At 58.9% G+C, this 11,897-nt stretch carries 13 protein-coding genes, 1 tRNA gene and 1 pseudogene; 8 read left to right on the forward strand and 7 right to left on the reverse strand.

The annotated features are described in order from the left end of the window. Positions 1-13 precede the first annotated feature (13 nt). On the forward strand, positions 14-214 hold the full coding sequence (locus CKW26_RS04530) for a hypothetical protein (RefSeq protein WP_095047664.1): 201 nt from the start codon (positions 14-16) through the stop codon (positions 212-214). On the opposite strand, the gene CKW26_RS04535 is transcribed toward CKW26_RS04530, so the two are convergent. Further along, the gene (locus tag CKW26_RS04535; RefSeq protein WP_093432041.1) at positions 211-441 is read right to left on the reverse strand and encodes a hypothetical protein; all 231 of its coding nucleotides are present in this window, start codon (positions 439-441) and stop codon (positions 211-213) included. The two genes, CKW26_RS04530 and CKW26_RS04535, sit on opposite strands and share 4 nt — an antisense overlap. A 220-nt stretch (positions 442-661) precedes the next feature. On the opposite strand from CKW26_RS04535, the gene CKW26_RS04540 reads away from it, so the two are divergent. Then, positions 662-737 (forward strand) — tRNA-Asn (locus tag CKW26_RS04540). Between the two features lie 228 nt (positions 738-965). Here CKW26_RS04540 and CKW26_RS04545 read toward each other — a convergent pair. Next, the gene (locus tag CKW26_RS04545) at positions 966-2,489 is read right to left on the reverse strand and encodes a nucleobase:cation symporter-2 family protein (RefSeq protein WP_095047665.1); all 1,524 of its coding nucleotides are present in this window, start codon (positions 2,487-2,489) and stop codon (positions 966-968) included. Positions 2,490-2,699: 210 nt separating this feature from the next. On the opposite strand from CKW26_RS04545, the gene CKW26_RS04550 reads away from it, so the two are divergent. The 3 genes from CKW26_RS04550 to CKW26_RS04560 are packed head-to-tail and all read left to right on the forward strand — an operon-like array spanning position 2,700 to position 4,418. Beyond that, positions 2,700-3,194: a PAAR domain-containing protein gene (locus CKW26_RS04550; RefSeq protein ID WP_095047666.1), complete on the forward strand. Its 495-nt coding sequence runs from the start codon at positions 2,700-2,702 to the stop codon at positions 3,192-3,194. Positions 3,195-3,242: 48 nt separating this feature from the next. Then, a complete protein-coding gene (locus CKW26_RS04555) occupies positions 3,243-3,992 on the forward strand; it encodes a hypothetical protein (RefSeq protein ID WP_095047667.1) in 750 nt (249 codons plus the stop codon). Continuing rightward, positions 3,993-4,418, forward strand: a complete 426-nt coding sequence (locus CKW26_RS04560) for a DUF4952 domain-containing protein (protein ID WP_095047668.1) — start codon at positions 3,993-3,995, stop codon at positions 4,416-4,418. Here the strand turns inward: CKW26_RS04560 and CKW26_RS04565 are convergent. Continuing rightward, on the reverse strand, positions 4,400-5,242 hold the full coding sequence (locus CKW26_RS04565) for an arylamine N-acetyltransferase (protein ID WP_095047669.1): 843 nt from the start codon (positions 5,240-5,242) through the stop codon (positions 4,400-4,402). The genes CKW26_RS04560 and CKW26_RS04565 overlap by 19 nt on opposite strands. A 101-nt stretch (positions 5,243-5,343) precedes the next feature. Further along, positions 5,344-6,138: an exodeoxyribonuclease III gene (xth, locus tag CKW26_RS04570; RefSeq protein ID WP_095047670.1), complete on the reverse strand. Its 795-nt coding sequence runs from the start codon at positions 6,136-6,138 to the stop codon at positions 5,344-5,346. A gap of 129 nt (positions 6,139-6,267) precedes the next feature. Between xth and CKW26_RS04575 the strand changes: the two genes are divergently transcribed. Next, a complete protein-coding gene (locus tag CKW26_RS04575; protein ID WP_095047671.1) occupies positions 6,268-6,843 on the forward strand; it encodes a GNAT family N-acetyltransferase in 576 nt (191 codons plus the stop codon). A 4-nt stretch (positions 6,844-6,847) separates the two neighbouring features. Here the strand turns inward: CKW26_RS04575 and CKW26_RS04580 are convergent, their stop codons facing one another. The 3 genes and pseudogenes from CKW26_RS04580 to CKW26_RS04590 form a co-directional block, all read right to left on the reverse strand. Next, on the reverse strand, positions 6,848-8,290 hold the full coding sequence (locus CKW26_RS04580; protein ID WP_095047672.1) for a mechanosensitive ion channel family protein: 1,443 nt from the start codon (positions 8,288-8,290) through the stop codon (positions 6,848-6,850). Between the two features lie 199 nt (positions 8,291-8,489). Continuing rightward, positions 8,490-8,879, reverse strand: a pseudogene (locus CKW26_RS04585) (isochorismatase family protein); the annotation flags it as partial. Positions 8,880-8,973: 94 nt separating this feature from the next. Next, complete coding sequence (locus CKW26_RS04590) at positions 8,974-9,840, reverse strand: pirin family protein (protein WP_095047673.1); 867 nt, start codon at positions 9,838-9,840, stop codon at positions 8,974-8,976. 105 nt (positions 9,841-9,945) lie between these two features. Between CKW26_RS04590 and CKW26_RS04595 the strand changes: the two genes are divergently transcribed. Both CKW26_RS04595 and dkgB read left to right on the forward strand, forming a co-directional pair. Further along, a complete protein-coding gene (locus CKW26_RS04595) occupies positions 9,946-10,854 on the forward strand; it encodes a LysR substrate-binding domain-containing protein (RefSeq protein ID WP_095047674.1) in 909 nt (302 codons plus the stop codon). Positions 10,855-11,082: 228 nt separating this feature from the next. Next, complete coding sequence (dkgB, locus tag CKW26_RS04600) at positions 11,083-11,886, forward strand: 2,5-didehydrogluconate reductase DkgB (protein ID WP_095047675.1); 804 nt, start codon at positions 11,083-11,085, stop codon at positions 11,884-11,886. The last annotated feature ends 11 nt before the right edge of the window (positions 11,887-11,897 follow it).

Genomic DNA, 11,897 nt, shown 5'->3' on the forward strand with positions numbered 1-11,897 from the left:
GAAGAGACCCAATATGAAAAACGACAACCTGCGCGCCGACCGTGACGATCTGGATGATTTCATCCCCCGCGCATCGGCCAAGCGCGAAAAGAGCCTGGTACTGCAAGTCGCCGCCGGGGTGTTCCTGGGTGGCCTGGTCCTGTGGCTGGTGCAACTGGCCGCCACCGCGGCTTACGCCAAGCTGATGATGGGCACCATCACCTTCGGCAGTTAAGCCAGTTCGATCGCACGCTGACTCGCGGCGTCGTCATAAACGACGTACAGCGATTCGGCGATCTGACTCTTGATCGCCTTGGTGCTTTCAAGACCCAGGACGAAGCCTTCGGCCTTGCCACCGGCGCGGTTCAATTCCTCAGCGGTGCTGGCCTGGGTGATTGCATCGAAGAGTTTTTCGGCGTGAGGGCCAACGCCCTTGGGTAGGCTGATTTGCGCGATGCTCATGCGAACACCTCGCTGTTGCGGGATAAATGGTTCATGACGCAGACCTTTTTCGGCGAATGGCCGGCAGCGCGTGTGACCACTTCCGGGCGCCCATGGTAGACCTCTACCGCAGTTCTGGTAACCGCCAATCGCTGACAAGTCACCGTTCGTCCCGAGGATTCAGCTAATTTTACAAGCTGCGCTTGACTTCTCTTTTTGAATCAGTAACATACGCACCAATTCCGCAATAGCTCAGTTGGTAGAGCAAATGACTGTTAATCATTGGGTCCCTGGTTCGAGTCCAGGTTGTGGAGCCAAATAGCAAAGCCCCTGAATCGAAAGATTCAGGGGCTTTTTTGTGGGCGCTCGAAAAGATCTGAAGATCGCAGCCTTCGGCAGCTCCTACAGATTCAGCGTTCATCCGCAGAATCGGCGGAGCATGAGATCTGTGTAGGAGCTGCCGAAGGCTGCGATCTTTTGATCTTGAAATGAAAAAGGGCCGATCTGTGTGTAATAGATCGGCCCTTTTTGTTTAGAGACAGCCGTCAGACGTGCTCGCTACTCTTTACCTGCACCTTCGACGCACCCTGCCCATGATCGTGATCATCAGGCTCAATGACCGGCACTTCCTTGCCATCGCAGTCATGCAGCTTGCCGTCGCTGAAGTAATCGCCTTCACGCAGCGCCGCCAAGTCGCGATAGCGCAGGGTCCGCTCTTCCGCCGCCGCAAACACCGACTGCTGATCCGAGTTACCGGCGGTGAAGTGGTTGAAAGCCAGGTTGAGCAGGATCGCCATGATCGCCGACGAGCTGATGCCCGAGTGGAAAATGGTCGCGAACCAGCTTGGGAAGTGATCGTAGAAGTTCGGTGCGGCAATCGGGATCATGCCGAAACCGATCGAAGTAGCGACGATGATCAGGTTGACGTTGTTGCGGTAATCAACCTTCGACAGCGTACGGATACCGCTCGCTGCCACCGTGCCGAACAGCACGATACCGGCGCCGCCGAGTACCGACGTCGGCACTGCTGCGATAACCCGGCCCATGAACGGCAGCAGACCAAGAATCACCAGGAAGATACCGCCAGTAGCGACCACGTAACGGCTCTTGATCCCGGTAACCGCCACCAGCCCGACGTTCTGGGCGAAGGCGCTCTGGGTGAACGAACCGAAAATCGGCGCAAACATGCTCGACAGCATGTCTGCCCGCAGGCCATTGCCCAGGCGTTTGGAATCGACCTTGGTGCCGATGATTTCACCGACCGCAAGAATGTCCGCCGAAGTTTCCACCAGGGTCACCATGACCACGATGCACATCGACAGAATTGCAGCGAAGTGGAAGGTCGGCATGCCGAAATGGAACGGCGTCGGGAAGCCAAACATCGGCCCCGTGGTGACGCTGGAGAAATCCGCCATGCCAAGGAACACCGCCAGCACCGTGCCGATCACCATGGCCAACAGGATCGACAGACGCGAGATGGTCGAGCTGCCGACCTTGCTCAGCAGCAACACCAGCACCAGTGTGACCGCCGCCAAACCGATGTTCTGCATGCTGCCGAAGTCCGGCGCATGGCTGTTGCCGCCCATGGCCCAGCGTGCGGCCACCGGCATCAGCGTCAAGCCGATGGTGGTGATCACGATGCCGGTGACCAGCGGCGGGAAGAACTTGGTGATTCGCGAGAACACCGGCGTAATCAATAAGCCGATCAAGGACGCGGCAATCACTGCGCCAAGCACCGACTGGAAGCCGCCCTCCCCGCCACTGCTGACGATCGCGACCATGGTCGCCACACCGGAGAACGACACGCCCTGCACCAGCGGCAACTGACAACCAAAAAACGGTAGACCCAGGGTTTGCAGCAGCGTCGCCAGCCCCCCCGCAAACAATGAAGCAGCAATCAGCAAACCAATGTCCGCCGGCGACAGGCCGGCCGCCTGGCCGATGATCAGTGGCACCGCAACGATACCGCCGTACATGGTCAGAACATGTTGCAGGCCGTAAGCCATATTCGCGCCGACCCCGAGATTTTCGTCCTCGGGCCGTTGGTGTGAAACATGGGGCGTTTTCATGGTGGGGGGTTCCCTGGTTTTTGTTATGCGCACACTGTATTCAAAACTCGCGACAAGTGTCCATGGTTTTGTATACAAAATATCAGGCACGGGTTACTCGTCACTCAAACGGCCTGATGTCTTGAGTACCCCCTCATCACGTGGCACGATCAGAAGCCATGCTGTACGGACCAACGGATGCCCCCAGCCGGGCAAGAAAAGGAAGTCACCATGAGTGGAAAACCCGCTGCACGCGCCACAGACGCCACAACATGCCCTGCCCATGCGGCGCAGAAAATAGTTGCCGGTTCTCCCGACGTATTCTTCGATGGTCTGCCTGCCGCGCGCCTTGGCGATCCAGCCTCTTGCGGCAGCGCCATCAGCGGCAACATTTCCGCAACCGTCTTCATCAACGGTAAAAACGCCGCCACCCAAGGCAGTCAGGGCAGCCACGGCGACGTTATCGTCGGCGGTTCCGGCACCGTCATCATTGGCCAGAGTGGTGGTGGCGCGCCGATCAGTCCCGTTCCGCCGATCAACTTGGGTTTCGATGAACAGTTCACGTTACTGGACGCCGACGGCGAGCCTGTCCCCGACTTCGCTTACAAAATCACCACCGCGTCTGGCAAGGTAATCCGTGGCGTCACCAATGAGCGCGGACTGACCCAGAGAGTATCGACCCGAGCGAGCGAACTGCTGCATCTGGAGCCTGACGACCTGGCCTGAACAGGAAGAACCAGTGGCTGAATTCACCTGAAAGGAGTTGTAACCAGCATGGCGCAGGCAATCCTCAGCAATAACCGGGCTCCCTCGAATCGACAGGGTGGCAGTACGCATCCCGCAGCCGTTGTCACCAAATACACCAAACGAGCCGACGAAAACGGCTGGCTGAGTGTAAAACTCGAACCAAAAGGCACGCTCATCGCCCTCTGCGAATACACCAAAGTGACCTTCACCAAAGAGTCCGGTGGTCGAACCTACTTCCGGATTGCCGACGGCAATTCGGAGTTCGTCGGGCAGACGGCCAGCCTGAAAACCGAAAATGCCTTGAAGTACCTGATGGATACCCCGCCAACGGCGCCGGCCACCGTCAAGGTCAAGTACACCGGTGCACCGGTTCATGCGGTCTCGGAGTTCAAAGGCAAACTCCTGCAGCAATGGGCACAGGTCAGTTTCAATGGCAAAACGGCGAAGGTGACGCTGAACAGCCAGTGGGGCGGCGAATTTACCCCGATCCCTCCCGGACGCCACCGGATCATGGCCCCGGACCGCTCCCACGGAAATATCTCCACGGATGGCTACAAGGCACAAGGTAATCTGCATTGCACCGACGTCTGGTTTCCAATCGAACTGCAAGGCACAAAAGGCAACAGCAGTCGTTACATCCACGTCGGTCATTTGTCCGACGGCTGTGTCACCTTTTATGAGCTGATCAAATGGAACGACATCTACGACTACCTGATCTGCCGGCGAGTTAAAGGTGAAGGCGGGAAATATGTAGGTGAATTGCTGGTGGAGAAATAATTGAAACGGTTGCTACTTATCCGATTAATACCCGCGCTGTTGCTGGTCGTTGCCAACAGCGCCAGTGCCGACTTTGGCTGTGATGACTTTCTGTCGAAGCTCGCAGACAAGCCATCGTTTGTTGAATTCAAAGGCTGCACACAGGCGCTTGACCGCATGGGCCAGCCATTTTCCGCCAGCTATGAAGTGTCCGGGGCCAATGCTTCGAAAGCCGAACAGTACCTTGAACAGCACTTCGGGATTTCGCCGATCACGCGCGCCTGTTGTGTCTGGGACTCGACCCAAAATGGTTTCAGAGACCCGGCAACAGGCATCAACTACCTCATCAGCATTGGCTCAGAGGAGACAGAGGTCAGGCAACGGGAGTCGTGGGCCAAGATCAATCTGTTCACGATCCAGGTCGATGCTTACGCTGAAGATCCCTGACCAGACTCGATAAGGCGTCCTAGCACCGGCCTCAACAACTCCGGGCTCGCGACCCGAATCCCGAACTCAACCTCAAGCAGACCGAGTAGATCCCCGGCGTCCGCGATATCACGCCGCTCGCTCTCGGCGCCCATGCGGTGAACAGCGAAGCTGCCGTTGTTCAGCGTCTTGCGCCAGCCCTCACCGGTGCGCGCAACCATCAGGCGCTGACTGAACGGTGACTCAGGATGGGTCGAGACGTACCAGTTGCCAATGGTGTAATCGATGTCTTCCTGGCGTTGCAGGTCGAACAGGTACATCGGCCGCCATTCACCCGCCACGTTGGCACGCAGCATGTAGCCGTCGGCCTGTTTCTCAATGCGATAAGGTTCGTGAGGCGTTGGTTGCTCAGTCTCGGTGTCAAGGAGCAGCGGTGCAGTCGGCACCATGCCACCGAAGCCGACATCTGTGATGTAGCGCACGTCGTCGATAGTCACCAGACTCAAACGGTGTGTGCGCGCTGTCCAGCTGCCTTCGGGCTGATTCATTACCACGCGCCCGCTGATGGCCCGAGCGTCGAAGCCCAGTTCCAGCAACAGGGCAAAGAACAAGTTATTCAGTTCATAGCAGTAACCGCCGCGCCCACCGAGCAGGACTTTCTCTTCAATGGACGGCAGATCGATCAACACCGGCGCGCCGGTAATCGTCGCAAGATTCTCGAAAGGGAACACGCCGGTATGGCGCAGTTGCAGCAAGCGCAGGGTCACCAGTGTCGGTTCCGGTGGCGTTTCAAAACCCAGACGTTGCAGGTACAGCTTCAGATTCGTCAGGCGTGGCTCACTCATTGCTCGATCCTTATGCATGGGGCCGCAGGTCACTGCGTTGATGGTCGCCATGTATACGGGATCAGGCACTGTTTTCGACAATTGATTTCGCCAATCGCCCGCTAGCGCTTCTTGCGGGAACCGATGCGAATCCACGTCGGCGCATGGTCGCTGGCGTGCGGTTCATTGCGCACCCAGGCGTCTACGCCGGCTTCATGCAGATAAGGACTAAGCGCCGGGTTGAGCAGCAGATGATCGATGCGCAGACCGGAGTTGGTTTGCCAATGCTGCCGAAAGTAATCCCAAAACGTATAGAGCCGATCCTCGGGATACAGATGCCGCAGCGAATCGGTCCAGCCCTGATCGAGCAAGCGCTGATAACACTCGCGGCTCTCGGGTTGCAGTAGCGCATCCTTGAGCCAGGAACGGGTGTTGTAGATGTCCATGTCGGTGGGCACGACGTTGTAGTCGCCGGCCAGCACCACCGGGTGATCGCTGCTTTGCAGGTCTTTGGCGTAGCTGATCAGCCGTTCGAACCACGCTAGTTTGTAATCGAATTTCGGCCCCGGTTGCGGGTTGCCGTTGGGCAGGTACAGGCAACCGACCAACACGCCATGCACCGCCGCTTCCAGATAACGACTGTGCTTGTCATCGGGATCACCCGGCAGACCGCGCCGGCTCTCCAGCGGCTGCGCATCGCGGGCGAGAATCGCTACACCGTTCCAGGAGGCCTGGCCCTGCCAGATCGCGCCGTAACCGGCGGCTTCCAGTTCGGCGGCGGGAAACGCCGTGTCGACGGATTTGAGTTCTTGCAGGCAGGCGATATCAGGCTGCTCGCGCTTGAGCCAATCCAGCAGGTTCGGCAAACGCGCGCGTAAACCGTTGACGTTGTAAGTGGCGATTCGCAGGTTTTTCATCGGCTGAGGCTCCTGCCCAAGGGCTGTAAAAATTGTGACCCCGTGATCATCGCGCCGGTTGCATCGGATCAGTCTCGTGCGGCGTAATGGGCACTCGCCTTTTACCCGCACTGCCGAGACCGGAATCCCATGCAAACCACGCTGCAAGGTCAGCGCATCCTCTTGCGCCCGCTCCAGTATTCAGATGCCGACGCCCTGCTCCACGCTGCCGCTGACGGCGAGTTGTGGAACCTCACCGTCACCGTGGTGCCTTCGCCCAGCACTGTCGACAGTTATCTGAAAAAGGCACTCGATGGCCGTGACGCCGGCACGGTGATGCCGTTCGTGATCGTGTTGAAAGATAGCGGCCAAGTCATCGGCTCGACGCGCTTCTGGAAGATCGACCCGCTCAATCGCAAACTGGAAATCGGCAGCAGCTGGATCTCCGCGAGCTGGCAGAAATCCTTCGTCAACACCGAAGCCAAATACCTGATGCTGCGTCACGCCTTCGAAGTGCTCGACTGCGTGCGCGTGCAGTTCACCACCGACGAGAACAACCAGAAGTCGCGCAACGCGATCCTGCGGCTTGGCGCGCAGCAGGAAGGTATTGTCCGCCACGAGCGGATCATGCCGGACGGGCGCAAGCGCAACTCGGTGCGCTTCAGCATCATCGATGACGAATGGCCACAGGTGCGTCTGCACCTGGAACAGAAACTCGCTACCTGACCCTTCAGGCGCGATTACGCAGCCACTGCAAAAAGCCTCTTTTGGGTACAACCGCCGGCGCTTCCTCGGTCAGAGATTGCGCCTTGTGCAGGCGGAAATCGAGCAGCGTCTGCATCGCGTCGTGGATATCATGACGCGCATCGAGGCACGGTTTGAGGTACGACTTCTCGATGCGATACAACGCGCAAAAGGTCTTCGCCGAAAAGTCCGCCGGCAACGCGGTATCGGACAAGATTCCTGCCTCGCCAATCACCTCGCCCGGCCCCATGCGCCCGGACTCGAACGGTGTACCGTGGCGCTTCAACGTCACCGACACCACACCGGACTCGATAATGAACAAGTGATCGCTGACCTCCCCGCCCGCCAGAATGACTTCGCCGGCGCGGAAGGTTTGCAGGCTCATGTTCTGGCTGAAGGTGTCCTTCTCTTCCTGGCGCAGGGTTGAGAAAATCGGCGAGCTGTCGAGCAACGCCCGGGGCCGCGACAGGTTGGTCGGCGCAGCACTTTCATCGCTCGACAGCAGATTGACCCCGGAGGCCTGCAAGTGCCGATAGGCCAGATCGAACAACTGATTGCGCACCACCCGCTTCTCGCCCATTGAGGCGACGAAACCGCTGATCTCGTATTCCGCGCCACTGCTGCCGGAGCTTTTCAGTGCGACGCTCGGCGCAGGTATGTCGAGCAACTGGCGACAGCCCTGCATCGCCCGCTCCAGCGCATCGATCACCGAATTGGGCCGCGCATGCGGGCTTACCTGCACGCTGACCGCGACACCAAACATATTGCTCGGCCGGCTGAAATTGATGATCTTGGCCTTGGCCGCCAGCGAGTTGGGGATCACCGCCATGCTGCCCTGACTGGTTTGCAGGCGCGTGGCGCGCCAGTCGATATCGGTAACCCGGCCTTCGGTGCCGTCGATGGAAATCCAGTCATCGAGTTGATAAGGCTTGGTGGTGTTGAGGACTATCCCGGAAAACACATCGCTGAGCGTGCTCTGCAAGGCCAGACCGACAATGATCGCCAACGCCCCGGAGGTCGCCAGTACGCCTTTGACCGGCAGATCCAGCACATAGGCCAGCGCCGCGATGATCGCGATGAGGAAAATCACCGCGCCGAGCAAGTCCTGCAACAACCGCCCGGTGTGGCCGACCCGCTGCATCATCACCGCGCCGATCAACACCGTCAGGGTGCGCGCACCGAACAGCCACCAGCCAATCTGCAGGCCAGTCGCCGCTAGGTGCAGCGGCACGTTGTCGGCCCACGGCGCCGGCTCCATGGGATTGAGGCCTTCGTTGAACAGCAGCACGCTGAACAGGCTGAAAATCAGCACCCGCACCAGCAGTTTCCACTCGCTGCCATGGGAACTGATCAGACGCCATAAACCCAGATCGAGGAGGATCAGGATCAACGCGCAGAACAACGGATGTTCGGTGAGCAGAGACAGCATCAAACAACTCCGACGGGGGCCAATCGCGAGAAGATCGCACAGATTGAGCAAGTGTAGGAGCAATTGATTTCAGAGGATGAACACGCCCGCAAAAACACCACAAAACCCATGTAGGAGTGAGCCTGCTCGCGATGGCAGGGTATCAGTCAAAGAGACTTCGACTGACACTCCGCCATCGCGAGCAGGCTCACTCCTACATTTATTGCATAGGACTTGAGTTATGTACCGTTAGTCGGGTGCTGTAGCTGGTCATCAGGTTGCGGTAATCCGGGATGTGATTGGAGAACAACGTGCCCAGCCCTTCGATGTCGTTGCGCCAGTCGCGGTGCAGCTCGCAGGCCAGACCGAACCAGGTCATCAATTGCGCGCCAGCGCTGGACATGCGGTTCCACGCCGATTCACGGGTCAGTTCGTTGAATGTGCCGGAGGCGTCCGTCACCACGAACACATCGAAGCCCTCTTCCAGCGCCGGGAACGCCACGCAAACCTCAGTCACCACACCGGCAATGATCAATTGCTTCTTGCCAGTGGCCTTGATCGCCTTGACGAAATCTTCGTTGTCCCAGGCGTTGATCTGGCCCGGACGGGCGTGTTCATGGGCGTTTCCTCTTTTCTATTGGCAACAGCCATCCCTGGCCTGCGAACCGGCCTACGCGTCCTGTGTAGAGCGCAGTGGTGGTGCGTTAAGCGTGCATCTGACCGAAGCGGCCGGACTGGAAGTCGGCGAAGGCCTGGTGGATTTCCTGCTCGGTGTTCATCACGAACGGGCCGTGGCCGACGATCGGTTCGTCGATCGGCTCGCCGCTGAGCAGCAACACCACCGCGTCCTGGCTGGCTTCGAGTGTCAGTTGATGGCCGTCACGCTCGAACAGCGCCAACTGCCCTTCACGCACCGATTCCACACCGTTGACCTGCACCGAACCTTTGAGCACCACCAGCGCGGTGTTGCGGCCTTCGTGCAGATCCAGCGTCAGCAACTTGCCGGCGTTCAGGCGCAGATCCCACACATCAATCGGTGTGAAAGTCCGCGACGGGCCAGTGTGGCCATCGAACTCACCGGCGATCAGGCGCAGGCGACCGGCGTTGTCCTTGAGCGCAATGCTCGGGATGTCGCTGTCGAGAATGGTCTGGTAGCCCGGCGCGGCCATTTTGTCTTTGGCCGGCAGGTTGACCCACAACTGGACCATTTCCAGTTTGCCGCCGGTTTTGGCGAAGTTTTCCGAATGGAATTCCTCGTGGAGGATCCCGGAAGCCGCAGTCATCCATTGCACATCGCCCGGGCCGATCACACCGCCACTACCGGTCGAATCGCGGTGCTGAACCTCGCCTTCATAAACAATAGTCACGGTTTCGAAACCACGGTGCGGATGCTGACCAACGCCACGCCGTTCGATGGTCGGGGTGAAATCGGCTGGACCGGCGTGATCGAGCAGCAGGAACGGGCTGATGTGTTTGCCCAGGTTGTCGTAGGAAAACAGCGTGCGAACCGGGAAACCATCGCCGACCCAATGGCCGCGCGGGCTGGTGTAGATACCGATGATGTTTTTCATGGTTGTCTCCAATTTGGGTGAGTGACGCGATGGATCAAGCTTAAATCCATGACCATTAATGCACTAGACTGCAAAAATCAGCCTTAGCGTTCTATATGGAGAACGATGGTGGAAGACCTCAACACCCTTTACTACTTTACCCAAGTGGTCGAACATCATGGTTTCGCCGCCGCCGGGCGCGCACTGGACATGCCCAAATCGAAGCTCAGCCGACGGATTTCCGAACTGGAAGAACGCCTTGGCGTGCGCTTGCTTCACCGCACCAGCCGCCATTGTTCGTTGACCGAAATCGGTCAGGCCTATTACCAGCGCTGCCTGGCCATGCGCGTCGAAGCCGAAAGCGCCGCCGAGCTGATCGAACGCAACCGCTCCGAACCGCAGGGACTGGTGCGCCTGAGTTGCCCGACAGCGCTGCTCAACTCGTGGGTCGGGCCGATGCTCACCCGTTACATGCTCAAATACCCGCTAGTGGAATTGTTTATCGAGAGCACCAACCGCCGCGTCGATCTGCTGCACGAAGGCTTCGACATTGCCTTGCGCGTGCGTTTTCCGCCGCTGGAGAACACCGACATGGTCATGAAGGTGCTGGGCAACAGCACGCAATCGGTGGTCGGCAGCCCGCAGTTTGTCGAACGCCTGTCGTCACCGCCCTCACCTGCCGACCTCAACGGCTTGCCGAGCCTGCACTGGGGCGCGGCGCAGCGCGAATATCAATGGGAGCTGCTCGGGCCGAATGACAACACGGCACTGATTCGCCATACGCCACGCATGGTCACCGATGATTTGATTGCCCTGCGTCAGGCGGTGATTGCCGGCGTTGGCGTGGCGCATTTGCCGAGTGTGGTGGTGCGTGAGGACATTGCGGCCGGTCGTGTGGTGGAGTTGATTCCCGGTTGGGCGCCGAAGTGCGGCGTAGTGCATGCGATTTTCCCTTCGCGGCGCGGGTTATTGCCGTCGGTGCGCACGTTGATTGATTTTCTCGGCGAGGAATTTGCCCACAGTGACATTGCCTGAATCGGTGGTGCGCCCTTCGCGAGCAGGCTCGCACCCACAAGGATTTTGTGAACACCACAGATCTCCTGTGGAAGCGAGCCTGCTCGCGAAGAGGCCAGCCCGGACAACACAAATCCTGAAAATGATTCATGACTTCTGATCAACAGTGCTTTGCCCCGCCAGCGGTTTTTCTCAACGATGCAGACGCCGATACTCCTACCCATTCCCACTGCAACCCTGGAGTTTTTCATGTCTGTTCCCGCTTTTGGTCTGGGTACATTTCGCCTGCAAGGCCAGGTCGTCATTGATTCGGTGAGCACCGCTCTCGAACTCGGCTACCGGGCCATCGACACCGCGCAAATCTACGAAAACGAAGCCGACGTCGGCGAGGCCATCGCAGCCAGCGGCATACCGCGCGAAGAGCTGTTCATCACCAGCAAGATCTGGGTCGCCAACTTCGCCCAGGATCGCTTGATCGACAGCCTCAAGGAAAGCCTGCAAAAACTGCAGACCGACTACCTCGACCTGACGCTGATTCACTGGCCGTCGCCGGAAAACCAAGTGCCGGTCGAAGAGTTTATGGGCGCCCTGCTCGAAGCCAAGCGTCTGGGCCTGACCCGACAGATCGGTGTTTCCAACTTCACCATCGAGCTGATGCAACAGGCGATCGCGGCGGTCGGTGCCGACAACATCGCTACTAATCAGATTGAACTGCACCCGTATCTGCAAAACCGCAAAGTGGTCGAGTTCGCCCAGAGCCAAGGCATCCACATCACCTCGTACATGACCCTCGCCTACGGCGAAGTGCTGCAAGATCCGCTGATCCAGCAGATCGCCCAGCGCCTGCAAGCCACCCCGGCGCAAATCACCCTGGCCTGGGCCATGCAGTCTGGCTACGCGGTGATTCCGTCGTCGACCAAGCGCGCCAACCTGCAAAGCAACCTTACCGCTACAGCGCTGACACTGAGCGACGCCGATATGGCGCTGATTGCCACGCTTGATCGCGACCATCGCCTGACCAGCCCGAAAGGCATCGCGCCGCACTGGGACTGAGCCGGCGCCCG

This window comes from Pseudomonas sp. Irchel s3h9, from assembly GCF_900187475.1.
GTDB lineage: Bacteria > Pseudomonadota > Gammaproteobacteria > Pseudomonadales > Pseudomonadaceae > Aquipseudomonas > Aquipseudomonas neuropathica.